Genomic DNA, 25,273 nt, shown 5'->3' with positions numbered 1-25,273 from the left:
CTACAAATTCGGATTCCCTGTTGCAGCCACGCTTTCAGCCGCCTCACGCTTCGCCACTCGCTGCTCCCATGTCTCCGGCGGCAAGCCCGTATCGCGACGCTCCATCGTGATGCACTCCGGCACAGGGCAGACCAGCGAGCACAAATTGCAACCAACGCATTCGTCCTCATCCACACGCGGAACGCGGTGCAGCGGAGTGCCCTCGCCCGAAGCGACAGAACTCATATCCAGCTTCGGGATCGGCGTCGTCGTAATCACCATCGCCGACTTCGCCAGCACCATCGCTGGCGTAGGCATTCCATGCGGATTCGGCTCGCCATGCTCATAGCGCGGATCGGTGCCCTTCACTAGGGTCTGCATGCCTCCGTCCGCGCGGTCCAGATGGATGCACTGGTGCGCTCCATCCCAGCAGGCCGTGTAGCAAAGCTGACAGCCGATGCACTTGTCCGCATGGATCTCCGCGACCACGCGAAAGTTCAGGTTCAGGTTCTTCCACTCACGCACGTTCGGCAGTGAAAGCCCGCGAAAGTCGTCGATCGTCTCGTAGCCCTTGCGGCGCATCCATGCGAGCAGCCCATCACTCATGTCCTCCACGATGCGATAGCCGTAGTGCATCGCAGCCGTGCACACCTGCACCGTGCCGGAGCCCAGCAGGATGAACTCCGCCGCGTCCTGCCAGCTCCCAATGCCCCCAATCCCTGACATCGGCAAAGCAGCCAGCGGGTCGCTCATCACCTGCTGGACCATGTTCAACGCGATCGGTTTTACCGCAGGTCCACAATAGCCACCGTGCGAGCTCTTGCCATCGACGTTCGGCCGCGGCTGTAGCGTCTCAAGGTCGATGCTCGTGATGGAGTTGATCGTATTGATCGCAGAGAGCGCATCGGCACCACCGCGCTTCGCCGCGCGCGCAGGCATACGTATGTCCGAAATGTTAGGCGTAAGCTTCACGACGACCGGCGTGCGCGCTTTCTCCTTCACCCAGCCCGTGATCTCCTCGCAATACTCAGGCACCTGCCCCACCGCCGACCCCATGCCACGCTCGCTCATGCCGTGCGGACATCCGAAGTTCAACTCCAGCCCATCCGCGCCAGCATCTTCGACGCGTTGCACAATGTCATGCCATGTCTCGCGCTTCGATTCCACCATCAGTGACGCAATAACGACATGCTTCGGATAGCGTTTCTTCACCTCCGCAATCTCGCGAAGGTTCACCTCGGTGGGCCGGTCGGAGATCAGCTCGATGTTATTGAAGCCCATCATTCGCTGGTTGCTCCAGTCAATCGACGAGTAGCGCGAACTCACGTTCGTAACCGGCGCTCCAATCGTCTTCCACACCGCGCCGCCCCAGCCAGCATCGAAGGCCCGCATGATCTGCTCGCCGCAGTTCGTCGGGGGAGCGCTCGCCAGCCAGAAAGGATTCAGACACTTGATGCCGGCAAAGGTCGTCTCAAGCGTTGGCATGGGCTACCTCCAGATAGTTAGCGATCCCGATGCCTGCGCGTTTGCCGTCGGCGACAGCATCGACGACCTCGCGACCTCCATTCGCGCAGTCTCCTCCCGCAAAGTACTTCGCGTTTGAAGTCTGTCCGGTGGCGCGGCTCACCACAATGCGACCTCGCTCCAGCTCCACCTTGCCACCATCAAGGAACTCGGTGTGCGTACCTTGGCCGATCGCGAGCACCAAGAGGTCCACAGCTACCTCGCAGGCGTTTTCCGATCTGTGTGCGGGCGGGCCCAGGTTGGGTGCAAGCCGCAGCGACGTTATGCTTTCTTCACCTATCAGCTCCGAAGGTACGACGTGCCACAGAAAACGAACGCCTTCCTGCTTTGCATGTTCGTACTCAAAGGTGAACGCAGACATGCTTTCAGGCCCACGACGATAGATCATCGTGACCTCCGTCGCTCCGAGCCGCACCGCTGCGATGGCTGCGTCGATGGCGGTATTGCCGGCGCCGATGACTGCGACCCTCGCAGGCACTGAGGTCATCGTGCCACTCTTATACTCAGCGATCATGTCCAGCGCGTTCGTCACACCAGCGCGCTCCTCGCCCGCTATACCAAGTTTGCGGATCGCGCCCAGGCCCACACCGAGAAAGACCGCATCGTAACGGGCTTCAAGATCGTCGAGCGCCCTCGCATCGATGACCGTATTGAAGTGGAAGTCCACTCCGAGTTGCGTGAGCATATCGATCTCGCGCAGGCTCTCCACCAGGGGCAGCTTGTACTCCGCAATACCGTAGGTATTGAGTCCCCCGGGGAGTGCGCGGGCATCGAAGAGATCGGCCTGGATACCGCGGCGTCGAAGCTCTGCCGCGCAGGCGAGCGATGCCGGACCCGCACCGATCAGCGCCACTCTCTTGCCTGTGTCTTTGCCTGGTTCAAAGGGGAGAGGCGCTCCGCTCGCATGTAACGCGTCCATCGCAAAACGCTGCAGCCGACCAATCTCGATCGGTCGGCTATTGTGATGGTTCAAGACGCATGAACCTTCACACAACACTTCTACTGGACAGGCACGCGAACAACTCGCACCGAGGATATTCGCATCGAGGATCGTTCGTGCTGAGCCTTCGAGATTGTCACTCGCTATCTTCTTTATGAACTTCGGCACGTCGATATGCGTTGGGCATGCCGCCATACAAGGCGCATCGAAGCAGTAAAGACATCGGTTCGCCTCAATCATCGCGGCCACAGGCGTAAGCGGAGGATGCAGATCAGCAAAGCGCTCCGCAATCTCCGGCGAGCCGGGTGCCTTCTCAAAAAAGCCAGTAGACGTACTCACAATGAGCAGAACTCCTTGAGCTTGAGAGTGAAAGATTGATTATCCACCATTCTTCGCGTTTGCGGGAGCCGCCCGGCCAGGAATCAATAGCAGCAACTTAACCTGTAATCCACCCAACCGTCTTCTCCGCAAGAGACGCGAACGCGGAAACAGCCTGTTCCAGATGCTCGCGCTTTGTATCTTCAGCGGAGTTGTGACTCAGGCCGTTCAGGCTCTGCACGAACATCATCACCGTTGGAATACCGGCGCGCGCCACCTCCGCTGCATCATGAAGTGGACCACTGGGTAGCGTCTCCGTCACGCCAACAGTCTCAACGACAGCCTCTTCGCAGAGCTCAATCAGCCGTAGGTGAAACGGTATCGGCTCAATCGACCAGACCTTTGACCACTCCACAGTGCAGCGCTCTTCTGCAGCAAAGCGTTCACTCGCCGCGCGAGCCTCCCCTAGCATCTGCGCCAGCACCTCTGCATCGAGGTCGCGGATGTCGAGTGTCGTCTCACAACGGCCAACCACGGCCGTCACGATGCCGGGAAAGGTCTTGACGCTGCCCATCGTGGCAACCGCTTGCGGATGCTTCATCGCAATCGGTCGAATCTCCAGCGCGAGCTTCGCAGCAGCGGCAAGTGCGTCGCGACGCACAGCCATCGGCGTAGAACCTGAGTGCGCCTCCTGACCATGAAACGTGATCGCCCAGCGCTCCACGCCCTTGGTCCCGAGCACAACGCCGAGTGGCTTACCTTGTGCTTCAAGAATCGGTCCCTGCTCAATATGCAGCTCCAGATACGCTGCGAGGTCCTTCTGCTCTGCCACAGCATCGCCCACCCGATCGATAGCGACTCCACATGCAGCCAGCGCAACTTCCAGGGTCGTGCCCTCGCGATCGGTCCGGTTACGGTCCGCCTCTATCGTCGCTTTACCAGCGAACGCGGAGGAGCCGAACAAGCTGCGACCGAAGCGCGCGCCCTCCTCATCCGCAAAGTCAACAAGCTTGATCGTAATTGGCGGACGTCCGTCGTAGCGTTCCGAAAAATGCGTGAGCACCTCCAGCGCAGCCAGCACGCCAAGGCATCCATCGAGCCACCCGCCGTTCGGCACCGAATCCAGATGGCTGCCAACTAGAAGGGCTTTCGGGCTCACACCCTGCAGCGTGACCCAGTGATTCCCAGCTGCATCGTAATGATGCTCGACAGGCAGCGACTTCAGCTTCTCTTCAAACCAAGCGCGCGCCCTCAGCCAGACCGGCGACCACGCGAGACGCTGCGCTCCGTGTTCGTCCGCAGTCAACGCCCGCAGTTCGTCGAGGTTGTTCAGTACCCTGCTTGCATTCACCATCGTTTTCTCCCGTACCCGTTCGAATAAAGCAAGAGGGCCGCCGACAAAGGGCAGCCCTGCTAACCTCACCTCCCGGCGACTACTTGCTGCCCGGAGGGATGACGCCATTCATACGCAGATACTCGACCATCTGGCCGTAGTGATCATAGCCATGCGCTACGCTGAAGGCCGCAAGCGAAGCGCGGGTCTTCATACCGTCAACCGGCTTGATAGGAAGGAACGCATTCTGCGTGGTGATCGTCGCGATGGACCTGTGCCCGAAAGCAAAAGACTTCGCCAGGACCGCGACGATATCTTCCTTCTTCGTCATTGTCTCAATCGTCTTTACATCCACGTCCGGCTTCAGACCGCTGATGCTGGAGAAGAAGTAGTAGTTCGCTTCGGCGACGTGCGTGGCCTCGGCGGCAAATGTCCGCACTCCCTCAAACTTGGCGCCCTGTCCTGCCGCAAACGTCCCTGCTGCGGGAGCGAAGCCAAACTTTTCGGCCGGCATGGAATTCACCACGCCCATCATCTCTTGCTCAAAGAGTTTGAGAGGCTCATCCAGTGCCACCGAGGGCGACTCCGCCGCAGTCGACGAGACACTCTGCGCTTTGTCCATGCCACCCATCTGGGCGCTAAGTCGCACAGTCAAAAAAATCGTACAAACAACCAGCGCCATCCTTACGAACCTGTCACGCACGACCATCTCCATCACCTCCAGCAGTGGTTTGAACAGGATCAGCCTATCAGATACATACGTCCCAGCCGACAAACCGCGACAGGAGGTCTCGCCGTCCAGTCGTGTACGCTTCCATGCAAGACCGCCATCACTTCGTGAGAAAGGTTGAAAATCAACCGAGCGAATTTCAAACCCGCCCGTCTGTACCAGTAGAAGGCCATTTATGAATGCGCTTGAGGGATTCAGCTTGGGGATGTCGTCCATGCAGGCGGTACGATCGGAGATCGATCTGGCCGTACTGGTGGAAACCTACTCCGCACTCCTCTTCCGCGTCGCACACTCTATCCTGCGCAGTCAGACCGAGGCCGAGGACGTCGTGCAGGATGCCTTCGTGCGCGTCATCGAGCATGGCCGCAAGCTCAATGAAGTCCGCGACATGCGCGTTTGGCTCGTTCGCATCGCGTGGAACCTGGCTCTCGATCGCAAACGTCGCATCAAGCCGCAGCAGTTCGATGTAGGCTTTGCTGAATCCCTCGCAGCACAGACGGTCGCCGCCGATCAGGCTCTTAGCGAAGCTCGCCAGATGCATGCCGTATTGCAGGCCATAGACCACCTGCCCAAAGCTGAGCGCGCCGTCCTCCTGCTCTCCGCCATGGATGAGTTACAGACCTCGCAGATAGCGGAGATACTTCACAAAAGCGAGTCTGCCGTCCGCGCCCTGCTCTTCCGGGCCAGAACCCACCTTCGTCAACGCCTACAGAAAGGAGTACGTGTATGAACCCCACAGATCAGCGCATCGACCAGCTTCTGCACGCTCTGGGCTCTACTACCGCTCCAGCAGGAATCGAGCAGCGCGTCAACGCGCGCCTCGCTCAACGCGAGGTTGTCGCCGAGTACAGAGCGTCTCTCTCAATTCGCACTATCGGCTTCAGCTTGAACTCCCGCTTTCCGCGCCTGACGTTAGGATCAGGCGCCATCCTGGCGATAGCGCTTGCAGGGATCGGTGTCGGTTTTACGATTCACTGGAGGTATACGCAAACGCAGTCCATCGCAACCACCACACAATCAGCCTCGTCTGTACCTGCAATCGGCCTTCACCATAAGCCCGTTGCGCCTCCGAGCGAAACCGCAGCAGGCAAACATAGAGCCTCCAACGTGCCTTCACAGACGCCCTCTCCGTCAAACGACGCCACCGATGCAATTGACGCCCTCGCGCTGGCCGAGACGCTGGCTCCCAGCCATCCGCCTCCGGCGCTCGCGCTGACAGACCAGGAGACGCTTCTGATCCACTCCACCCGCCCCGGTCAACCACTCGAGATCGCAACGCTCGATCTTCTGCGCGAGTCCGCACTCAGCGCCGTTGCCGAAGCCCGCGAACGTGCGAGCATCCGCGAGTACGTGCATGGCCTGCTCGGTCCATTGGCAACTGCCCAGGTCCTTACCCCTGCTTCTCCACCGTCGGAGGAGATACTGCCTGCCACCGACATCGAACCTCCTTCCTCTCACTAGCCTCAACTTCATGATCGGAGCCTTCAGCATGACTCTCTCCCGCCTCACATTGCGCAGCCTATGCCTCTTCGCCGCATTGCCTGTCAGTCTCGCAGCTCGCGCACAATCGGCAGACTCAAACGCCACTACCGACTGCAATAAGCTTTCAAGCCATACAGCAGAGGGTGACTGCCGACGCCTTCACTCTGTGACAAAGACTATTTATCTTGCGAACGTGACCACGCAGAACGATGCCAACGAGATCCTCGTCGCCGTGCGCAATATGTTCTCTCCTGAACTGAAGGTTTATCTCATCGCAAGCCAGGATGCTATTTCCATCAGTAGCTATCCAGAGGAGATCGGCAGGATTGAAGCTTTCATTCACGAACTTGATCGGCCTCGCAAACTGTACCGGCTGACATACACCGTTGCAGTTTCTGAAAATGGCAAGAATATCGGAACGCAGCATTATTCGCTGGTGGCTTCCGACGGAAACCGGAGCACAATGAAAGAAGGCGATAAGATCCCTGTAGCTACCGGCTCGTTCTCAACAGACAACGCAGCCTCGCAGACCCAATTCACGTACTTAGATGTGGGTATGAGTTTCGATGCAACCGTGATTTCGATGGCGAACGGCGTCAGCCTGAAGTCAAAGGTCGAACAGTCCAGCATCGGTTCAACGAACACCATCGCTGGTGTAACGGAGCCGGTTGTCCGCCAGAGCGTACTCGAAGGCTCCAGCATTGCGACGTTGGGCAAGCCCTTGATGCTCGGCTCCATCGATATCCCGAACAGCACCAGGCATCTCGATATCGACGTGATGGTGGAGCAGATCAAGTAGGAGAGAGCTGCTGCATGACTCTACAATCGAGACATGCAGCAGCGCATCTATCTCGACGCCAACGCGACGACTCCAGTTTTGCCTGAAGTGGTTGCGGCAATGCTTCCCTACTTCACGGTCGGTTCCGGCAATCCCAGTTCGGCGCACCAGGCAGGTCAGCGCACGCGCGCCGCAGTGGAACGGGCTCGTAACGCGGTCGCAAAGTTGCTTAAAGCCTCCACCAAAGAGATCGTGTTCACCTCCGGCGGCACCGAAGGCGACAATCTTGCCCTGATGGGCGTAATGCAGCCGTGGCTGCATGCAGGCGAACCAGCTCACCTCATCACCACTCAGATCGAACATCACGCCGTGCTATACGCTGCCGAAGCGCTCGAGAGGCGCGGCGTCCGCGTCACTTATCTCGCACCCAATCGCGAAGGTGTCATCGATCCGGCAAGCCTCGAGGATGCACTCACGCCGCAAACCAAGCTGATCTCCGTAATGCTGGCGAACAACGAGACGGGTGCCGTACAGCCTGTCGGCAAACTCGCTCGTATCGCTAAGTCTTTCAACACGGAGATCGTCTTTCATACCGATGCTGTGCAGGCTGCAGGCAAGCTGCCGCTCGATCTGAGCGGTGAATTCAAGAATGTTGACCTGCTCACCATCTCCGGCCACAAGATGTACGCGCCCCAGGGCACTGGCGTACTGTTCGTCCGCAGCGGCCTGCATCTGACGCCCTTGCAATACGGCGGACCTCAGGAGCGACAGAGGCGGGCGGGGACAGAGAATGTGCCAGGCATTGTGGCACTCGGCCGGGCAGCTGAACTCGCCCAAGTTTGGCTGCAAGCAGATAACAACGCCGCCGCTCTCGGTGCTCTCCGCGATCGGTTGGAAGAGGGACTGCTCTCGGCGATTCCAGGCACAAGTGTGAACGGCACAACGAGCCACCGAGCACCCAACACCACAAATCTGCGTTTTGAAGGTGTCGATGCGGAGTCGCTGCTGATTGCGCTCGATATGCAGGGCATCGCCGCAAGCTTCGGCGCCGCCTGTCAGTCGGGAGCAACCGAGCCCTCGCACGTCCTCGTCGCGATGGGTCTCACGCCTGGAGAGGCAAGCGGCAGCTTGCGGCTTTCGCTTTCGCGCCTCACCAGCTCCGAGGAGATAGATCTTGCGCTTGCAATCATTCCTCAAGTCATTGCTCGCCTGCGAAGCCTGATCTAGACGCGTCAAGCAGAAACAGCAATGCCACCCATCACAGGCGGCATTACTGAAAGGCTTCTATTCGTTGCGTTATAGGTACCAGGGGATGTTAACAACCACCAGCCGCTGGTTGCCCTTCAACAGAAGCAGCAGCTTCAGCAGTTGAACGCGCTGATTGTGCAGCAGATTCTCCCACCAGTGGCGAACTACCAACTCAGGCAGAAGTACCGCGATTTTTCGACCAGGGTTGTCGTCTTCCAGTTGCAGGACGTAATCCATCAATGGAGAAAGGATCGTGCGATAGTTGCTACGGACCGTAATCAACTCAGGCTCCGGCATGTTCGATTCTCGGATCGGCCTTAGCACCATCTCTTCCCACACCTGGCCTAGCGCATCGGCGTCATCCGAATCTACGTGGACTACCTTGACTACAGTACTCATCGTCATGCCAAAGCGCATCGCTTTTTCGGTAATCTTGTCCCAGCGAGCCATTGGGATCACAACGATCGGCGGCTCGAGCCCGGTAAGCCGCAGTGGCGTAGGATCTTCTGTCTCGCGCTTCACGCGCATGTAGTGACGTTTCACCATCAGCATCACGCCGATAAGGAATGGCACCAGCAGCACCGTCACCCAGGCTCCGTACAGGAATTTCGTCACCAGGATAATGAGCAGCGAAATACCCGTTGCGACGGAGCCGAGGCCATTGATAAACATTTTCAGGTGGCGATGGCTCGCGTCGAGCGTTTTATGCCAATGGCGCACCATGCCAGCCTGGCTCAACGTAAACGCCAGGAACGCGCCGATAGCGTATAGCGGGATCAGGCGATCGGTTACGCCATCGAACAGAATCAGGATGAGCGCGGTGAAGCCGGTGAGCGCGTAGATGCCGTGCGAGAACAGCAAACGACGTCCACGCAGCAGAAAGACGTGCGGCAGATAATCTTTGCCGGCGATCGCTCGAGCCATACGCGGGAAGTCCGCGAACGCTGTATTTACGCTGAACGACAGTGCAGCGAGCACCGCACCCATGGTGACATAGTAGAACCAGCCACGCCCAAACACCGCGGCTACCTCAATCGAAAGCACGCTCTGATAGTTGCTCGCATTGGGGTCCATCGCGGTCACGCCATACGACTTCGCAACATAGCTCAGACCGTAAAGCAGAACAATCAGGATGAAGATAATGACCGTCAGCGTGCCGTTCGCGTTCTTGCTGCGCGGCTCTTTGAAGGCGGTCACACCGTTCGATACCGCTTCCACACCGGTCATGGCTGCGCAACCGTTGGAGAATGCCTTCATCAGCAGCCAAAGCATCAGCATCGGCGTGAACTTCTGCATTTGCGTTACGTCGATCGGCGGTGCCGCGAGAGCCACCGGGTGACCATGGGCAATCAGCGAGTGGTAGACTCCAACGCCGATAGTGGTCAGCAGCGTTCCCACAAACAGAAACGTCGGCAGCATAAACACTGCCCCGGCCTCCTTCACACCGCGCATATTAACGATGGCAATCACCACCAGCAGGAACAGGCACATCTCCAACTGGAAGCGATGCAACGCCGGCACCGCGCTCACCAGCGCAGTGATACCTGCAGAAAGCCCTACGGCCGCCGTCAAAATGTAATCGATCATCAGGGCAGCTGCCGCCAGAAGCCCCGCATGGTCCCCTAGGTTCTCACTCGCGACGGTGAACGAGCCGCCACCGTTCGGGTACGCCTCGATCGTCTGCCTGTAGCTGAAGTAGAGAATCACCAACAGCGAAAGGATGAAGCCAAAGATTGGCAGCAGATAATGCTGCACTCCCCACAGCCCCAGAGGGATCAGCAGCGTCATCGCTGCTTCAGGCCCGTAAGCCGCACTTGTTAGTCCATCAAGCCCGAAGATCGGGATACCCGCTGCAATACCGATATGTTCGGCATGCGCCTCGTTCGAAGCCAGCGGCTTACCAAACAGCACATCAAAGAACTTCATACCCTTACAGAATCCTCAATGGCGTGGGAGGGCGCCGATAGGTATCCTACTGCAAAACTGTCAAGTATCCACACAGAAAACGTAGGGTCTCTTTACGGAGCCTTTACAACTTTTTAATGCATTCCGTATTGCAAGATGATGACTGCACTCGACTTAGGAGAATTTGAGACGGGAATGCATCGTGAATCGCGCAGTTGCCTTGTGGATATTGAGAAAGCCTTACCTATTTAGGCTGCACAATCTGACTATAGATGCTGCATCATCCAACTGATTTCGCAAGTCTGCGCGGGATACTCTTCGTTCCGAGCGTCCTGATGCAACTTGCTAGACTGGCAGTATGGCAAGCATCTACGACATCCCCCTGACCACGATCTCCGGCACCCCCGCCACTCTCGCCGACTATGCAGGCAAGGCACTGCTCATCGTCAATGTGGCCTCGAAATGCGGTCTTACGCCGCAGTACACAGCGCTCGAGCAGCTCTATCAGAACTACAAGGATAAAGGTCTCATCGTTCTTGGCTTCCCTGCGAACGATTTCGCAGGCCAGGAGCCTGGCACGAACGAGGAAATCGCCACCTTCTGCTCCACCGAATATCCCGTAAGCTTTCCTTTGTTCGCGAAGATCGCCGTTACAGGTGAGGACACGCATCCGCTCTACAAGGAACTGATCGCCGAAGAGCCAGAGGCCATTGTGAACGGCCCTTGGCGCGAAGGCTTGGAAAAGTACTCCGCCGCGCATGGATTCCCACCACCCAACCCGGCGCCCGGCATTCTCTGGAACTTCGAGAAATTCCTTATCGGCAAGGACGGTAAGGTCGCAGCTCGGTTTGCTCCCGACATGCCGCCTGAAGACCCTCGCGTGACTGAGGCTGTCGAAAAGGCCATTGCCTAAACCGTAGCTCAAAGGAGACTGCGATGAAGTGGCCACTGATTCCAGTACTGCTCGTGACACCCGTCTTTGCTCAAACAATGAGCACTCCACCCATCGCGGCTCCTCTCGTTGCGAGCACGATGAAGTACGACGGCGCTCCCGGCGACTACATCGCAAGGGACTTCCGCTTTGGCTCAGGTGAGACCCTGCCCGAGCTGAAGCTCCATTACCTAACGCTCGGCCAGCCGCATCGCAACGCGGCTGGCCACGTGGACAACGCTGTTCTGCTGCTGCACGGTACCGGCGGTGACGCCCACACCTTATTCGCTCCACAATTTTCTTCCGTCCTGTTTGGCCCCGGGCAGCCGCTCGATATCACAAAGTTCTACCTCATCTTTCCTGATGACATAGGACACGGCGTTTCTGCCAGGCCCTCCGATGGTCTGCACATGCGTTTCCCTCACTACGACTACGACGATATGGTCCGCTCGCAACATCAGATGCTGCTGGAGGCGCTGCACGTCGATCATCTCCGGCTCATCCTCGGCACCTCGATGGGCTGCATGCAGAGTTTCGTCTGGGGTGAGACGTATCCTGGCTTCGCGGACGCGCTGATGCCGCTGGCCTGCAACGCCATACCTCTCGCCGGACGCAACCGCATGACACGCTACATGGCAATTGAGAACATCGAACGTGATCCTGCGTGGAAGAACGGCGAGTATACCGCCGAGCCCGTCGAAGGTCTTCGCGGGGCAAATGAGATGTTGCTCATCATGGGTTCAGCGCCACTACAGATGCAGAAGCTATATCCCACGCGAGCGGAAGCTGAAGCCTATGTAGACAAGTATCTTGATCGCACTGTGGCTGCAACCGATGCGAACAATCTCGTCTATTACATGGATGCTTCGCGTAACTACGACCCCAGTAAGAACCTCGCGAAGATCACGGTTCCGGTCATGTGGGTGAACTCCGCTGACGACTTCATCAATCCGCCAGAACTGGACATCGCGCAAAAGCAGGTGAAGGATATGCCCCGGGCACACTTCATCGTGGTCCCGATCTCCGATGCGACTCGCGGCCACGGCACTCACACGCAGGCCGCGGTCTGGAAGGAATATCTGGTTCAGCTTTTGCAGGAGTCCGAGCCGAAACACTAGCTCTCGTCGCGAAGTCCGGCATCTGCGCGCTCGATAAGGGGCATCAGTTCGCGCGCATCGCTCTCAACCGCAAACAGCGGTTCCATTGCTCGTCCCACCAGCAAAAGGAGTGGTGCTGGTCCGCAAACCAGAGTGCTCAGACCTTCGAGTCGTGCCGTAACAAAGCTCTGCCGCGGAGTCGCAGCATGAGAAATCGCGCAGCACGGCATATCTGACGGAAGACCGGCCGCCGCAAGCTCTGCCGCAATTCTCGCCGTGTCGCGCCCCGGCATGTATAGCGCCACCGTCGCATCCTCAGGCAATGTGCCTGTCCACAGCGGCGTGGTCGACTGCTTTTCAGCGGCATGGTGCCCTGTGCAGAGGATCAACTTCGACGCACTCTTGCGATCCGTTAAAGGCAGCGAGAGGGCGGCTCCCGCAGCGAACGCAGCCGTCACCCCTGGCACAACCTCAAACTGGATCTTCGCTGCCCGCAGCGCGGCAATCTCTTCTCCCGCGCGACCGAAAACGAGCGGATCGCCACTCTTCAACCGAACGACCGACTGCCCTGCCTGCGCGGAATTCACCATCAGTGTATGTATCTCAGCCTGCGTAATGCGCGGACGGCCACAACGCTTGCCGACGCTTGTGATGAGCGCGCGACGGTTCGCAAGTGCCAGCACCTCATCCGGCACAAGATCGTCGTGAAAGATGACATCGGCGGATTCGAGCAGCCGGAGCGCACGCAAGGTCAGTAGCTCAGGATCGCCGGGACCTGCACCGACGAGATAGACGCGTCCCTTCTCCGCCCGTGTGACGACGCTCATGCAGTCTCCTTCGGCAGGAAACCCAGCTCGCGAGCGTGCTGGCGCGCGCGCATGCGTGAGGGGCACTCGGCAAATCCGCAGACTTCGCGCTGTGCCAGCTCATGCAGCAGTTGCTTACGCGGTTCACCGATGGGCTCGACAGCCGTCACCTCGCGCCGCAAACGGCCAAGCTCCATAAGCCACTCGCCGGTATCGAGCGGCAAAGCCGCATTCAGCTCCTTACGCAGGCGCTGTGCCAGCGCAGGACTCTCGCCTGCGGTGGAGATCGCGATCTGCAACTCGCCACGGCGCACCACAGACGGAAAGTAGTAATCGCAGAACGGCGGATCATCGACGGCATTGCAAAGAATGTCTGCAGACGTCGCCTCAGCATAGACAGCGCGGTTCACGCTCGCCGTCGCCGTGGCAGCGACGACAAGAAACGCTCCAGCGAGGTCACCCTGGGCATACTCGCGGCGATGCCAGGTGAGCGCCCCGCTCTCGGCCCACTCCCGCACTCGCGGCAACGCCTCTGGAGCGATGACCGTCACTCGCGCCTCCGCGATCAGCAAGCTCTCAATCTTGGACTCAGCAATGTTCCCTGCGCCAACAACGACACATGGGCGAGACGCAAGTTTGAGGAAGATCGGAAACAGGCTCATAGTCGTTAGCTTACGCTCGCTGGAACACGCCCAGGCGCAGCCTCTCTCTCAACCGCGTCCACGATTTCGCCAGCGAGATGCGTCCGCAGATCATCATCGCTTGTGCGGCGAAAGTAGGAACGCAGATCTTCGCCCTCGTTGCGCAGTTGCAGATAACCTCTAAGAAGGCGCTCGATCGCCTCAGGGCAATCTTCCGCAGCCGCTCGATAGCCAATCTGCCGCGCAATGCCCGCATGTTCGCCAACCGAGCCACCCACGCAGAAGTAGAAGGCATCGACCAGCTTGCCGTCTTTCTTGATCTTCTTACCTTCGAGGCCGATGTCTGCGATCCAGCTCTGTCCGCAGCTATTGGTGCAGCCCGTTACATGCAGACGAATCTGCTGATCGAAGCTCGGCATCCGCTCTTCCAGCTCGCCAACCAGCCACTTGTTGAAGCCCTTCGTCTCGGAGATAGCCAACTTGCAGAACTCCGTACCCGTGCAGGCCACAGCACCGCGATAGAACACCGTCGGCTCCACCTGCAGGCCAAGCGCTGTGATCTTACCGACCAGCTCCGCGACCTTCTCGTTCGCAATATTCACCAGTACGATGTTCTGGCCGATCGTCGCGCGCAGCTGACCGTTGCCGTAGGTCTCGCTCAACGTCGCGAGCGCATGAAGCTGGTCTGGATCGAGCCGCCCGTTCAGTACAGTCACTCCCACATAGCTAAGGCCATCCTGCTTCTGGCGATGCACACCAACGTGGTCACGATACACATCGTCCGCAATCGGGCCCTCTTCGCTAGGATCGAACTTATAGCCAAGCTTCTCTTCGATGGCGGTTAGCATCGTCTCTGCCGTCCAGCCGTGTCGCATGAAAAGATACTTGATGCGGGCGCGCGTGCGGTTCTCACGCAGAGCATCCTGCTCGCGGAAGATTTCGCAGACAGCCTTCACTACGTCATAAGCCTTGTCCTGCGGAATGAACGCATTCAATCGCACAGCAATATGCGGCTCCGTAGAGAGACCACCGCCGACGCGGATCGAATAGCCAATCTCCTCTTCGCCATCCTTCACACGCTTCAAGGCTGTGAGCGCTACGTCGTTGATCTCCGGGTACGAGCACCAGATGGGGCAGCCCGTCACGCTGATCTTGAACTTGCGCGGCAGGTTATAAAACTCGGGATTCGCGGTCAGCTTCTCCGCAATCTCCAATGCCAGCGGCGAAGCATCAATCAGCTCATGACCATCAGTCCCGGCCAGTGGGCAACCGGTGACGTTACGAACCACGTCGCCGCAGGCACCCTTGGGGGACAGGCCAATCGCCGTCAGTGCGTCAACTACATCAACCAACGCTTCGATCGAAAGCCAGTGCAGCTGAATGTTTTGACGCGTCGTAATGTCGGCTACGCCACGCGCATGTCTCGCGGTCAGATCGGCGATCACATGCAGCTGGTGCGCGGTCAACAGACCGTTCGGCAGCCCGATGCGCATCATGAAGTAGTCGCTGGCGAGGCCCTCGCCGTTCTTACCGCCAGTCACCCCGAGACCATCGCCCTGCGTGTATACGCCCCACCACTTGAAATACAGACCCGTCCATTCCGGCAGCACACTGGCGCGACCTTCACGCGCAAACGTACGCACCTCGTCCCATGCATTCCAGGGGTTTTTCGCGAGCTTCAGGCGCTCGGACTTCTGGGCCTTTGTCTCCTTCGGCGCGGGTGCTGTGGGATTCGCATTGACTTCGCTCAAGGTCTATCTCCTGTCGGATGTACAGATACAACAAAGCCCACGTTCAAGGCGTGGGCACTGGGGTCGAATATTCTGCAATCGCTTGTTTTTAGTAAGCTGCGCAGCACGCCCTGTGCGAGAGCAGAGGACAACAGGCCGCGATAGGCGAAAGCTTCATAGATGTAAGGTTAGGGTCTCCACACTCGAACGTCAACCCATATAAAACTTATGCCGCATAAGGATTTCTTATCGCGAGGCAACCAAATCGACGAGTGCGTCAGCGAGGGATGCTGCTGAAAGTCAGATAGTCATGGACATATCAGCACCCTTGGCCTCGCGTCCAAAACCAGTTAGCAGCGCCACTGCTATGGCCACAAGCAGCACGGTCCAACCCAGCACGGGCGCCAGGTGTCCTGCATAGAGGCTTGCCGCAAGTGAAGTCTGCAGAGGTGCATTCCACGACGTAGTAAGGTTGCCGATCTGGTAGGCAAGGCCCGGGAAAATCGCGCGCACCGGAGCGGGCGAAAGTTCATTCAAATGCACCGGGATTACGCCCCAGGCCCCCTGCACCATGAACTGCATCAGGAACCCACCAACCGCGAGTATGACAGCCGTTCGCGGAAAGCCATGCAGACCCGCCCATAACGGAATCATCGGAATAGCCAGCAACGCAGCACAGACGATTGCCTTGCGTCGACCGAACTTCTCAGAGATGGTGCCGAAGCAGATGCCACCGAAGATTGCGCCGAAGCCACCCGCCGTATTCACCCACGTCGCCGTCGTCTTGGAGAAGCCGATGTCGTGCTTTAGGAAAGTCGGATACAGGTCCTGCGTGCCATGGCTGAAGCTCATGAAGGCCGTCATCATACAGACGAGCAACAAAAAGTTAGGCAGGTAGGTAAGGATTTGCCGCAACATAGGTACGGCATCGGCAGCCTTTTCTTTAACGGCGTTGCGCGTGGCGAGCCATGAAGGCGACTCCGCGCATCCGCTCAGCAGCCAGAGCACGAAGAGCGACGGAATGGTGCCAAGCACAAAGAGAGCGCGCCAATTTGTGAACGCCGCGTTGTGGAAGTGCGGGAAGATCAGGCCGTAGGTGATGCCGTAGAGAGCTCCAGCGAGGAGATTCCCGGTCGAATATCCCTCTTGAAGCAGTCCCGAGAAGAAGCCGCGACCTTCTGAAGGCAGCGTCTCAAAAGCGAGCGCAGCACCAACGCCCCATTCGCCCCCCATACCGATGCCAAAAAGAGCGCGTGTGACAAGGAAGAACGTGAAGTTGGGGGCAAATGCCGAAGAGAGGCCGAAGATGGTGAAGCAGGCAATGTTCACCATCAACACATGCTTGCGACCGAAACGCTCTGCTAAGGCACCAAATAACAAAGCGCCCACAGGGCGCATGCAAAGCGTCCAGAACAGGCTGTGGGTGACCGTGACCGCACTCACGTGAAAAGTGGCCGCAACCGAGTCGAGACACCACGTCAGGATGAAGAAATCGAAAGCATCGAGCGTCCAGCCGAAGAAGCAGGCTGCAAACGTGCGCCGCTGTTTGCTGGTGAGCCTGCGAAAGGGCGCAAAAACCATCGTGATTAATCCTCCGTCGGTTGTCGCCCCTCAGACGGAGGCATCGTTTTGTAGCGTGCGAACTCCGCAGTCCTACTTCGGGCGTTGCGCCGAACCGGCCACATCTGCGACCTCTGCACTCTCGGGATCTTGTTTCAGAATCTGGTGGTGGAGGCAGTATAGCGCGAGCTCCAGCCTGTCTGAGACTCCAAGCTTGTCATATACCTTGCGCAAATAGTTCTTCACCACCTGCTCAGAGGTACCGATCTGCGAGGCAATCTCCTTGTTTCTCATGCCGCGCGTGATGCAGCCAATGATTGTAAGTTCCTTGCTTGAAAGCTTTGGCTGAGTCCGCGGATTCATTAGCGCAGCAGCCTGTGCCCGATAGGCCTCAAGCACCCAGCTGATCGACTGGTTGTCGATCCAAGTCTCTCCCGCCGCGATGCGTCGCACACAATGCACCAGTTGGTCGGGCAGGATAGACCGCGCGACCACGCCCTTCACGCCGCTACGGTACAGACCGACCGTATCGTTCTCGTCGATCTCCGCCACCTGCACAATGAACTTGCTCTTTGGCGCCCGCATTACAATCTCCGGGATCGTGACGGCGAGGTCGGGAATCATCTGGCCCTCAAGAATAACCACGCCCTCTGGAAACCGCTCCAGCGCCGCAAACAAGTTATCGAGGTTCTCCGTCTGGGCGACGACACGGATGTCGTCCTCCACTGCGAAGACCTTTCGCATTCCCACTCGGTAGATAGCCTGCGAATCTGCAAGAATGACCCGAATGGAAGGCACGCTTGACTCCTCCACGTTATGACTCATTGGGAGGGTGCTGCTGTCGCTGTTCATAGATGCTCTGCCTTTAGCGAATACTCGTCGATCACGGCAGCGGCGGTGAGTTTTCCATCGCTGTCGTCGTGGCGCACAATACGGCCAACGCAGTGTAGCAATACATCTTCGTCTCCGCCCATGATCGCTGCCGGCATCTTCAGCCGGAATTCGACGGGCGTTCCGACTGCCGGCAGCTTGTCGGATATAAATAACAACCCGTTGGCTGAAACGTTTTCCGTCACCGCACGGCACTCGCCCTCAGGCGTCGTCAGCACGATGTCCATATGCAATGGAAAACGTACCGCAGACCGCAGCGGGGTGGAATCGAGCGGATTGTTGGAATCGGGCATGATGGTCCTTAGTTGGGCGCGCGTAAAAACGCTTGGGGTACGCCATGAAAGTTTACTTCACTTAGACGTGAATCTGTCGGTCCCCGGATACATACAGCCCCGCAGAACTTCCCACCCAGGATTTATCTCGATTATGGTCTACCCCCATCATCAGTCCGCGTCCCAGTCGAATGAGGCTGGTCATCGCCGTCAACTCACCCTCCTCGGGCCATGCGTACAGAATGCGAATCTCTGGCTGTGTCAAACCTTCCGGCGTTCGGATGGTGTTTGCAAACTGCACACGTTTTTGCAGCAGGTAGCTATGTCTTTCCGTCACTTCAATCGCATCGAGATCATCCTGTGTCGGTCCGAACTGAATACCCTTACCAGCAAAGGAGTACAAAGGCTTCAAAACCCACTGGTTGGGGTCTTCTGGCAACTGGTCATGTCCCTTGCCCGCAAACCAATCATCAAGAAAGACCGCTGGCGGAACGGTTGCATGGCGCAGATACGGTATCGACAGTTTGCTGATTCGGAAGTACCAGTTCGGATGACCGGCCCACTCGACATCTAGATCATCGCGATAGTCAAAAGGCAACTTGACTTTCTTCCGTATCAGTTCGTCCACGATCACTCGGTTGAAGATCCGATCAATCCGGACTACCTCATCCGACTCATTCCGATAAAAAAGCTGTCTATCCCGCTTTATCAATTTGGCAACATCGACGGTGCGCACACCAAGACGGTCCTCATAAATGCGGAAGTCCGGCAGCGTCTTCTGCGTCTCCGGCGCGATCTCGGCCAGCACCACATTTTCAGCAGCATGCTTGCCAACAATCACCTCGCGCATCAACGACCAATACGCTACATCGTCAAGACCACTGAAGCGATACTCCAGCCTAGGATCCAGTGCGAACACATCCTTGAAGGCTTGAGCAAACAATGGCTGATAACCGAAAAGTGACGGAAATGCCTGCATCTCGACCAGTCTTGGCTCCAGTTCCCCCGCTTCATTTCGGACAAGACCAAAGTCCACCGTCATGAAGTGTGGATGCGTGTCATCGTTCGGAACACGGTATTCAGCTGGAATCGCATCTAGCGAAGACTGCATATACTCAGGATTGTCGAGCAGTTGATGCGTTAGTTCAGCGCCGGCGGTGACCATCGATTGCAGCAGCTCAGGTGGGAAAAAACATGGCGTCTCTGCAACGCGAAACTCGATCTGCGTGCGCGTCCGCTCATTCATCACGCGCTTCAGATCCTCATACTTCTCCGAAGTGAAGCGAGCATTGAAGTCGCTGCGGTAAGGCTCGATCATGTTGCCTGCTCTCCGATGAGGAACCCGCCATCGCTCATGATCTGCTCTTCGCGACCATCCGCGTCGCCGAGCCAGATGTTGAACCTCAGACCAACAACATCGATGTGCGTAGTCGACTTCCACGCAGCACCGGTGTGATTGCCATAAGGATCTCCAAAGGCTATGTGAATGCCCGGAAACTTCTCATCCTGCAGGATGTTTCCGATGACATGCGACACACCGATATTCGTACCGATAGCAAACTCACCCACGCGGTCGGAGTTTTCATCCGTGTGTGTATAGTCCCAGAACTCGCGCTCGAGGTCTTTGTTCTCACTGCGCGCCGAGACGAGCCGGTTCTCCTCGATCTTCAACGTAAGTGGCGTCGCTTGCAGAATGCCATAGCGTGCGCAGAGAAAATCTCCGACAACTCCATCGACCACAAAGGTGCCGTTCACCTCACCGGGCGCGGTGAAGCACTCCCCGCCTGGAAGATTCCCCCACTTCTCCGGGCTGATAATGCCTGAGGTCTTGAACCATTTGTACTGCGGGTTGAGCTGTACGTGGATATCCGTCCCGACAGGCGTGGTGGCACGCACATAACTGGCGGCACGGACCTTGTCGAGCACAACTTGGCTGAGCCGATCGACCGCATTGAAGTCCGCACGCATCCCCTGCAGCATCACGTCGGGCGTGATATTGACCATGTGCGCATGGCGCATATGGCGACGATTGACCACATCGGTCATATCCATGCGACTGCGCAGCTCATTCGGCTGCACCTGCACGGCGAAGATGCTCACCTGCGAGCTTTCCATATCGTCGAGGACAACCTGCGGCATCCCCTTGAGCGGCCGCTCAGCAATCTCTTCCAATACGAAGGCATTCCAGGCGCAGCCCAGCTTCGTCAGCTCGGTTGCAAGTGCTGCGGCGATCTGCAGCGTCGTCTCGTCTCCAATCAGAGTGACCTTCTCCTGAGGCGTGATGCGCAGGCAGGTTGTGACAGCGTTGCGCGCACCCTCGCTGAAGGCATCGGGAAAGCTCACGGTGAGCAGATCGGTCGTTGTTGTTCCTGTCATCGGTTTCGTCTGGTCCTCAAAGTCCTACCTTGGTTTCAGCGGCCATGTAATCGACCACGTCACGAAGCTTCCCGGCGTGGTCTTCCGCCTTCGATGTGCGGAAGGCATTGAGCTGACGATCGGCTCCTGAACCGTTATGAAGCATGGTGTGGATGTAGTTAATTGCTTTGCGCGAACCGAGTTCGTCCACCTCTTCTTCTACGAACCGGAGGTACTCATGGATGAGCTCGCGCTCGTCAATCTCCTGCTGTTTCCCGAAATCGATCAGCTTCCCATCGAGACCATAGCGAACAGCACGGAACTTGTTTTCCATCAGCAGCGCGCGAGAGTATTGGCGAAAATCGAGGTTATCGGCATGCAGCTTCCAAAGCTTACAGGCCGTGGCTTGAATCAGGGCCGCAATCGCGACACTCTCCTCAGCTCTCAAAGGGATATCACACACGCGCACCTCAACGGTGCTGAAGTATGGGTGCGGTCGAACGTCCCACCAGATCTTCTTTGCGTCGTCGATGCAGTTGGTCTTGATGAGCAGATTCACATAGCTCTCGAACTCGGAATAACTCGCGAAGGAATCCGGCAGATTCGTGCGAGGAAAGTTCTCAAAGACCTTCGCGCGATAGCTCTTGTAACCGGTCTCCATGCCAAGCCAGAAGGGCGAGTTCGTGCTCAGCGCAAGAATATGCGGCAGGAAGTACCGCAGCGAGTTCATTACCCGGATGGCAGCCTCGCGGTCCTCGATGCCGACGTGAACATGCAAGCCGAAGATCAAATTCGATCGAGCGACCAGCTGTAGATCTTCGACCACCTTGTCATAGCGAGGGTCAGGATAGATCTCCTGCGCACGCCAGTCGGCAAAGGGATGCGTGGCACCCGCGACAAGGACCAGGCCATTCTCTTCAGCGAGCCGGATCATGTTGCGGCGAAGGTCGTAGATGTCTTCCCGCGCCTCCTCGATGTTATGGCAGACTCGTGTACCCACCTCGATGACCGACTGATGCATCTCGGCCTTGACGCGCTCTTCAAGTCGCAACTTACCCTGCGCCAACATCTCGGTCGCGATATGCGAACGCAGATCGCGCGTGACCGGATCGATGGTCTGATATTCCTCTTCAATCCCCAGTGTGAAAGACGGTCGCATGTTGAACACCCCTCAGTTGTCGCTTTTATACCCGTGCAGAGTTTCGAAGACACAAAATTCTTCATCCTGCGACGAATGCTCTATCAACGCTTCCAGCTCGTCGCCCACCAGGCCCGCCTGCACCGCCTCTTTATAAGCCATTACATTTTCAAACCCCGCAACGAAGAGCCCATGTTGCTGACAGGCGTCGGTCACCTTTGCCTTGAACGACATGTCATCCACAGCCCAGCACGCCCACGAGGTAAATGTCCCTTTGCCCCTCTGACCAAAGGAACTCTCCTCAGTCGGCGCATATCTCAACTCGGCATGTCCAACCCAGATCTCTTTCTCCATGCTCGTTAGTTACCTAGAAAACTCGACCATCGCAAGTCGATCGGCTCAGGCTTCTGCACCTTACGGACAGCCAGATGCGCGACCTTCTCCACGATCCAGTCGAAGTTAGCCTGCCCGACAGAGTTGATGTCTGCATCGGGAGCCGGGTTCATAAAGTCGATCGCGTAGGGAATGCCGTCTTCCACCGCAAACTCAACGGTATTGAGGTCGTAGCCGAGCGCCCGGCAAAGCGTGAGCGCGTCCTTCTCCACTCGCTCCAAAAGCCCGTCGGGATACGTCTGGGGCTCCAGCACGTAGCGCTCTGCGTGTGGCCGGCGAGGATCGTAAGCCATGATGTGAACATCCTGCTGACCGACAACGTAGCAGCGGAAATACTCCTTGAAGTTCACGGCCGCCTGCAGCGTCATGCAGAGGTCGCGGGTCTGATCGTACGCGCAGAAGAACTCGTGCGGATCGTGCACGTGGAAGACATCGCGCCAGCCGCCACCATCGTGCGGCTTCAGGAAGGCCGGGAACTTCACATAGTCGAAGATGCCTTCCCAGTTCAGAGGGAACTCCAAGTTGCGTACGGAAGTTTGCGAAATATCTGGCGGAAACTGCTTGTGCGGCAGAAGAACAGTACGCGGCACGGCCACACCGAGCTTATCGGCCAGAGCGTAGTTGAAGAACTTATCGTCCGCCGACCACCAGAAGGGGTTGTTGATGACCTGCGTCCCTGTAAGCACCGCGTTCTTCAGATATGCCCGATAGAACGGCATGTCATGCGAGATGCGATCCACGATCACGGCGTAGGGACAAGGCTTATTCATCTCCACACCACCCACGGTCACGAACTCGGCGGAAATGTCAGGGAGATTCATGCTGTTGATTCGCTCAACGAGCGCGGGCGGGAAGGTGTTTTCCATGCCGAACAGGACGCCGATCTTTTTCATGGTCGAAGGTCTCCGTGTTGCGGATAGTGTAGCGGAGAAACCGCCGCTACTGAGGTTCGGTCATTCACTGCCACAGATGAACGCTTGTCATTCACTGCCACAGATGAACGCTTATAGATACGTGTGCGCCATCTTCTGCCACCAGGGCCAGTCGTGGCCGGCATCATCCCCCCAGACATATAGGTGCGACGTGATGCCCTTGGCATGGAGCAGTGCGTTCATCCGTTCGTTGTCATTCCAGCATTGGTCGTGGACACCCGTAGCGAGTACGTAGCTGTTTTGCCGCATCCGGTCCAGTGCGTAGCCGTCGTGCAGGTTGGGCACATAGTTGAAGGGCAGATTGAAATAGGCATTCTGGTCATGGTAGCCACCTAGAAAGCCCAGCTTCTCCATGTCGAATGCGCCCGACATCGACAGGCAGCCATCGAAGGTGAACGGATGCTGCAGCGCTACGTTCAGCGCGTGAAAGCCACCGAAGCTGCAGCCTGCAGTAATCATCTTGGGGTTGTAGTTGCGGCTGCGGATGAAAGGCGCAAGCTCGTACTCGATGTAACGCACGTACTGCACCTGGCGCGCTATGCGCCAATCGGGGCCTACATTGCGGTTGTACCAGCTCTCCGCGTCAACTGAGTCCACACAGTACAACTCGATGCTGCCGGAGTTGATGTGATGATCGAGGGCCTGCACCATCAGCCTGTCTTCAAACTCATAAAAGCGGCCCTGTGACGTAGGAAAAACGACGACCGGCATCCCAAAGTGCCCCCCGTCTGTGCAATAAGAGAGCATCTCCATGTCGCGGCCAAGCTGGTGAGAGTAGTGATTGTGGTACTCGCGTCGCATGTGACTCCTTTGAATGGGCTGACGATGCTGCAAGCCTGACGGCTAGGTTAACTGGTTATCTTTGGTATTCTGACAGCTTAGCTTACGAGCGAAAGTCGGCGTTCCCTACCTTGTTCATGACATCCACTCCCAGTCCGCTGCGGCCGCTGTTCCAGAACCTTGGGCAGACGCCGGAGTTCGCTCCGCTGCCCCAGAACGCCAATACACCAAGTTGGCTGGATGCCAACCCCCGCTACTTGCGGCTCCAGGAGTTCCGTTCTCGATGGCTACCTTCCCGGCGCGATGTCTTCGTGTATCTGCCTGAAGCCTACTTTGCCGAACGCGAGCGGCACTTTCCTGTCTTTTATCTGCATGACGGACAAAACCTGTTCGACGGGCGCACCTCCTACATCGCCGACCATACATGGCGGGTATCCGAGACCGCAGATGCGATGACTGCAGCCGGGAAGATCGAACCCACGATCATGGTGGGCGTCGCAAACACAGGCGTGCGCAGGATGATGGAATATACCCCCACCCGAGACACCCGGCTGGGCGGCGGGGGGGGGGATCGCTACGGACGGCTGCTTGTCGAGGAACTCAAGCCGCTGATCGACAGCACCTTCCGGACGCTGGCTGGGCCGGAGCACACAGGCCTTGGTGGCGCTTCACTGGGTGGGCTGATATCGCTCGCTTTGGGACTCGCCTACCCCCAGGTCTTCGGCCGACTCGCTGTCATGAGCCCTAGCGTGTGGTGGAATCAGCGCAGCATCCTCAACATCGTCAGCGAGTTCCGCGCAAGCGAGTCGAGGCCGCGCCCGAAAATTTGGCTCGATATGGGTACCGGAGAGGGCCTGAAGCACCTGCGCGATACCGACCTGCTGCATCGGAGGCTGAAGCTGCGTGGCTGGCGCGATGGCAAAGATCTGCGCTATCTGCGCGTGGAAGGAGCGTCCCACACTGAAGACGCCTGGGCTGACCGCTTCGATGAGACACTCGCTTACCTATTTCCTGCCGTTTAGCGCTACCCGCGTTGCGGGATCGGTGGAAATACGAGATACTTAGCTGTTGGGTTGTGTCGTCTCATCCTTGACCATTCGGTCGCTGATCGCAAGATCTTCTCGCCCAAACTAAACAGAAAAGGTACTACTTACCATGTTGATGATCCGTCTCGCCCGCGTTGGCGCTCGCAAGCAGCCTCACTACCGCATCGTTGTTATCGAAAAAGACCGCGCCCGCAATGGCCGCTCGATTGAAGTGGTTGGAACCTACAACCCGCGCACTGAGCCTGCTACGGTCGAATTGAAGCGCGAACGCATTGACTACTGGACCAGCAAGGGCGCACAGCTATCGACCATCGTCGCCAAACTGCTTTCCAAGCATGTTCCGGCTGCTGCCGAGGTTGAAACCGAGACGGCTCCTGCCGCCTAAAGTAATCTTTTGACCGGCCACCGAGTAACCTCTTGTACGCACATCGGGGAGCATCAAATGTGTGCCCAAAGAGTTTGTT

At 57.7% G+C, this 25,273-nt stretch carries 25 protein-coding genes; 8 read left to right on the top strand and 17 right to left on the bottom strand.

Annotated features, from left to right (window positions below; all coding sequences use genetic code 11):
- The 4 genes from preA to OHL14_RS14415 form a co-directional block, all read right to left on the bottom strand.
- Positions 1 to 1,464: an NAD-dependent dihydropyrimidine dehydrogenase subunit PreA gene (gene preA, locus OHL14_RS14430; RefSeq protein WP_263380054.1), complete on the bottom strand. Its 1,464-nt coding sequence runs from the start codon at positions 1,462 to 1,464 to the stop codon at positions 1 to 3.
- Positions 1,451 to 2,782, bottom strand: coding sequence for an NAD(P)-dependent oxidoreductase (locus OHL14_RS14425; RefSeq protein ID WP_263380053.1), 1,332 nt, complete (start codon positions 2,780 to 2,782; stop codon positions 1,451 to 1,453). The genes preA and OHL14_RS14425 overlap by 14 nt, the downstream gene beginning before the upstream one ends.
- 97 nt (positions 2,783 to 2,879) lie before the next feature.
- A complete protein-coding gene (locus tag OHL14_RS14420) occupies positions 2,880 to 4,115 on the bottom strand; it encodes a Zn-dependent hydrolase (RefSeq protein ID WP_263380052.1) in 1,236 nt (411 codons plus the stop codon).
- A 79-nt stretch (positions 4,116 to 4,194) separates the two neighbouring features.
- The gene (locus tag OHL14_RS14415) at positions 4,195 to 4,743 is read right to left on the bottom strand and encodes a DinB family protein (RefSeq protein ID WP_263380051.1); all 549 of its coding nucleotides are present in this window, start codon (positions 4,741 to 4,743) and stop codon (positions 4,195 to 4,197) included.
- A 256-nt stretch (positions 4,744 to 4,999) separates the two neighbouring features.
- Here OHL14_RS14415 and OHL14_RS14410 point away from each other — a divergent pair, with 256 nt between their 5' ends.
- The 4 genes from OHL14_RS14410 (at position 5,000) to OHL14_RS14395 (ending at position 8,311) form a co-directional block, all read left to right on the top strand.
- Complete coding sequence (locus OHL14_RS14410; protein WP_263380050.1) at positions 5,000 to 5,554, top strand: RNA polymerase sigma factor; 555 nt, start codon at positions 5,000 to 5,002, stop codon at positions 5,552 to 5,554.
- Positions 5,551 to 6,285, top strand: coding sequence for a hypothetical protein (locus OHL14_RS14405; RefSeq protein WP_263380049.1), 735 nt, complete (start codon positions 5,551 to 5,553; stop codon positions 6,283 to 6,285). The genes OHL14_RS14410 and OHL14_RS14405 overlap by 4 nt, the downstream gene beginning before the upstream one ends.
- Positions 6,286 to 6,472: 187 nt before the next feature.
- On the top strand, positions 6,473 to 7,105 hold the full coding sequence (locus OHL14_RS14400; protein ID WP_263380048.1) for a hypothetical protein: 633 nt from the start codon (positions 6,473 to 6,475) through the stop codon (positions 7,103 to 7,105).
- Positions 7,106 to 7,138: 33 nt separating this feature from the next.
- Complete coding sequence (locus OHL14_RS14395; RefSeq protein ID WP_263380047.1) at positions 7,139 to 8,311, top strand: cysteine desulfurase family protein; 1,173 nt, start codon at positions 7,139 to 7,141, stop codon at positions 8,309 to 8,311.
- Positions 8,312 to 8,380: 69 nt separating this feature from the next.
- Here the strand turns inward: OHL14_RS14395 and OHL14_RS14390 are convergent, their stop codons facing one another.
- Complete coding sequence (locus OHL14_RS14390; protein WP_263380046.1) at positions 8,381 to 10,258, bottom strand: APC family permease; 1,878 nt, start codon at positions 10,256 to 10,258, stop codon at positions 8,381 to 8,383.
- Positions 10,259 to 10,595: 337 nt separating this feature from the next.
- On the opposite strand from OHL14_RS14390, the gene OHL14_RS14385 reads away from it, so the two are divergent.
- Positions 10,596 to 11,150: a glutathione peroxidase gene (locus OHL14_RS14385; protein ID WP_263380045.1), complete on the top strand. Its 555-nt coding sequence runs from the start codon at positions 10,596 to 10,598 to the stop codon at positions 11,148 to 11,150.
- A 23-nt stretch (positions 11,151 to 11,173) separates the two neighbouring features.
- Positions 11,174 to 12,286 (top strand): alpha/beta fold hydrolase, encoded by a 1,113-nt coding sequence (locus OHL14_RS14380; protein WP_263380044.1) that lies wholly within the window; start codon positions 11,174 to 11,176, stop codon positions 12,284 to 12,286.
- Here the strand turns inward: OHL14_RS14380 and cobA are convergent.
- The 12 genes from cobA to OHL14_RS14320 form a co-directional block, all read right to left on the bottom strand.
- Positions 12,283 to 13,092, bottom strand: a complete 810-nt coding sequence (cobA, locus tag OHL14_RS14375) for a uroporphyrinogen-III C-methyltransferase (protein WP_263380043.1) — start codon at positions 13,090 to 13,092, stop codon at positions 12,283 to 12,285. The two genes, OHL14_RS14380 and cobA, sit on opposite strands and share 4 nt — an antisense overlap.
- Entirely contained in the window at positions 13,089 to 13,733 is a 645-nt protein-coding gene (locus tag OHL14_RS14370) for a precorrin-2 dehydrogenase/sirohydrochlorin ferrochelatase family protein (protein ID WP_263380042.1), read from the bottom strand. Before OHL14_RS14370 ends, cobA begins: the two co-directional genes overlap by 4 nt.
- Positions 13,734 to 13,738: 5 nt before the next feature.
- On the bottom strand, positions 13,739 to 15,463 hold the full coding sequence (locus tag OHL14_RS14365; protein ID WP_263380041.1) for a nitrite/sulfite reductase: 1,725 nt from the start codon (positions 15,461 to 15,463) through the stop codon (positions 13,739 to 13,741).
- Positions 15,464 to 15,742: 279 nt separating this feature from the next.
- A complete protein-coding gene (locus OHL14_RS14360) occupies positions 15,743 to 17,023 on the bottom strand; it encodes an MFS transporter (RefSeq protein ID WP_263380040.1) in 1,281 nt (426 codons plus the stop codon).
- Between the two features lie 72 nt (positions 17,024 to 17,095).
- Positions 17,096 to 17,800: a response regulator transcription factor gene (locus OHL14_RS14355; protein WP_317890423.1), complete on the bottom strand. Its 705-nt coding sequence runs from the start codon at positions 17,798 to 17,800 to the stop codon at positions 17,096 to 17,098.
- A gap of 50 nt (positions 17,801 to 17,850) precedes the next feature.
- Positions 17,851 to 18,186: a PilZ domain-containing protein gene (locus tag OHL14_RS14350; protein ID WP_263380039.1), complete on the bottom strand. Its 336-nt coding sequence runs from the start codon at positions 18,184 to 18,186 to the stop codon at positions 17,851 to 17,853.
- A gap of 61 nt (positions 18,187 to 18,247) precedes the next feature.
- Entirely contained in the window at positions 18,248 to 19,483 is a 1,236-nt protein-coding gene (locus OHL14_RS14345; RefSeq protein ID WP_263380038.1) for a hypothetical protein, read from the bottom strand.
- Positions 19,480 to 20,541, bottom strand: coding sequence for an aminopeptidase (locus OHL14_RS14340; RefSeq protein WP_263380037.1), 1,062 nt, complete (start codon positions 20,539 to 20,541; stop codon positions 19,480 to 19,482). Before OHL14_RS14340 ends, OHL14_RS14345 begins: the two co-directional genes overlap by 4 nt.
- A 16-nt stretch (positions 20,542 to 20,557) precedes the next feature.
- Complete coding sequence (locus OHL14_RS14335) at positions 20,558 to 21,679, bottom strand: carboxylate-amine ligase (protein ID WP_263380036.1); 1,122 nt, start codon at positions 21,677 to 21,679, stop codon at positions 20,558 to 20,560.
- 12 nt (positions 21,680 to 21,691) lie between these two features.
- Positions 21,692 to 22,012, bottom strand: a complete 321-nt coding sequence (locus OHL14_RS14330) for a hypothetical protein (protein WP_263380035.1) — start codon at positions 22,010 to 22,012, stop codon at positions 21,692 to 21,694.
- Between the two features lie 5 nt (positions 22,013 to 22,017).
- The gene (locus OHL14_RS14325; protein WP_263380034.1) at positions 22,018 to 22,944 is read right to left on the bottom strand and encodes an ATP-grasp domain-containing protein; all 927 of its coding nucleotides are present in this window, start codon (positions 22,942 to 22,944) and stop codon (positions 22,018 to 22,020) included.
- Positions 22,945 to 23,055: 111 nt separating this feature from the next.
- Positions 23,056 to 23,784 (bottom strand): esterase family protein, encoded by a 729-nt coding sequence (locus OHL14_RS14320; RefSeq protein WP_263380033.1) that lies wholly within the window; start codon positions 23,782 to 23,784, stop codon positions 23,056 to 23,058.
- A 116-nt stretch (positions 23,785 to 23,900) separates the two neighbouring features.
- On the opposite strand from OHL14_RS14320, the gene OHL14_RS14315 reads away from it, so the two are divergent.
- A complete protein-coding gene (locus tag OHL14_RS14315; RefSeq protein ID WP_263380032.1) occupies positions 23,901 to 24,785 on the top strand; it encodes an alpha/beta hydrolase in 885 nt (294 codons plus the stop codon).
- A 133-nt stretch (positions 24,786 to 24,918) separates the two neighbouring features.
- Entirely contained in the window at positions 24,919 to 25,194 is a 276-nt protein-coding gene (gene rpsP / locus OHL14_RS14310; RefSeq protein WP_263380031.1) for a 30S ribosomal protein S16, read from the top strand.
- The last annotated feature ends 79 nt before the right edge of the window (positions 25,195 to 25,273 follow it).

It is taken from the genome of Granulicella paludicola (assembly GCF_025685545.1).
Taxonomy (GTDB): Bacteria; Acidobacteriota; Terriglobia; order Terriglobales; family Acidobacteriaceae; genus Granulicella; species Granulicella paludicola.
The sequence above is the reverse complement of the archived record's forward strand: the minus strand, read 5'-3'. Positions and strand labels throughout refer to the sequence as shown.

Excerpts from the sequence above, each read along its gene's own strand:
- OHL14_RS14395 (WP_263380047.1), top strand. The coding sequence starts at position 7,139 with ATGCAGCAGCGCATCTATCTCGACGCCAACGCGACGACTCCAGTTTTG.
- OHL14_RS14405 (WP_263380049.1), top strand. The coding sequence starts at position 5,551 with ATGAACCCCACAGATCAGCGCATCGACCAGCTTCTGCACGCTCTGGGC.
- OHL14_RS14320 (WP_263380033.1), bottom strand. The coding sequence starts at position 23,784 with ATGCGACGCGAGTACCACAATCACTACTCTCACCAGCTTGGCCGCGAC.
- OHL14_RS14350 (WP_263380039.1), bottom strand. The coding sequence starts at position 18,186 with ATGCCCGATTCCAACAATCCGCTCGATTCCACCCCGCTGCGGTCTGCG.
- OHL14_RS14315 (WP_263380032.1), top strand. The coding sequence starts at position 23,901 with ATGACATCCACTCCCAGTCCGCTGCGGCCGCTGTTCCAGAACCTTGGG.
- OHL14_RS14330 (WP_263380035.1), bottom strand. The coding sequence starts at position 22,012 with ATGGAGAAAGAGATCTGGGTTGGACATGCCGAGTTGAGATATGCGCCG.
- preA (WP_263380054.1), bottom strand. The coding sequence starts at position 1,464 with ATGCCAACGCTTGAGACGACCTTTGCCGGCATCAAGTGTCTGAATCCT.
- OHL14_RS14385 (WP_263380045.1), top strand. The coding sequence starts at position 10,596 with ATGGCAAGCATCTACGACATCCCCCTGACCACGATCTCCGGCACCCCC.
- OHL14_RS14345 (WP_263380038.1), bottom strand. The coding sequence starts at position 19,483 with ATGATCGAGCCTTACCGCAGCGACTTCAATGCTCGCTTCACTTCGGAG.
- OHL14_RS14370 (WP_263380042.1), bottom strand. The coding sequence starts at position 13,733 with ATGAGCCTGTTTCCGATCTTCCTCAAACTTGCGTCTCGCCCATGTGTC.
- OHL14_RS14420 (WP_263380052.1), bottom strand. The coding sequence starts at position 4,115 with ATGGTGAATGCAAGCAGGGTACTGAACAACCTCGACGAACTGCGGGCG.
- OHL14_RS14410 (WP_263380050.1), top strand. The coding sequence starts at position 5,000 with ATGAATGCGCTTGAGGGATTCAGCTTGGGGATGTCGTCCATGCAGGCG.
- OHL14_RS14325 (WP_263380034.1), bottom strand. The coding sequence starts at position 22,944 with ATGAAAAAGATCGGCGTCCTGTTCGGCATGGAAAACACCTTCCCGCCC.
- OHL14_RS14380 (WP_263380044.1), top strand. The coding sequence starts at position 11,174 with ATGAAGTGGCCACTGATTCCAGTACTGCTCGTGACACCCGTCTTTGCT.
- OHL14_RS14360 (WP_263380040.1), bottom strand. The coding sequence starts at position 17,023 with ATGGTTTTTGCGCCCTTTCGCAGGCTCACCAGCAAACAGCGGCGCACG.
- rpsP (WP_263380031.1), top strand. The coding sequence starts at position 24,919 with ATGTTGATGATCCGTCTCGCCCGCGTTGGCGCTCGCAAGCAGCCTCAC.
- OHL14_RS14390 (WP_263380046.1), bottom strand. The coding sequence starts at position 10,258 with ATGAAGTTCTTTGATGTGCTGTTTGGTAAGCCGCTGGCTTCGAACGAG.
- OHL14_RS14340 (WP_263380037.1), bottom strand. The coding sequence starts at position 20,541 with ATGACAGGAACAACAACGACCGATCTGCTCACCGTGAGCTTTCCCGAT.
- cobA (WP_263380043.1), bottom strand. The coding sequence starts at position 13,092 with ATGAGCGTCGTCACACGGGCGGAGAAGGGACGCGTCTATCTCGTCGGT.
- OHL14_RS14335 (WP_263380036.1), bottom strand. The coding sequence starts at position 21,679 with ATGCGACCGTCTTTCACACTGGGGATTGAAGAGGAATATCAGACCATC.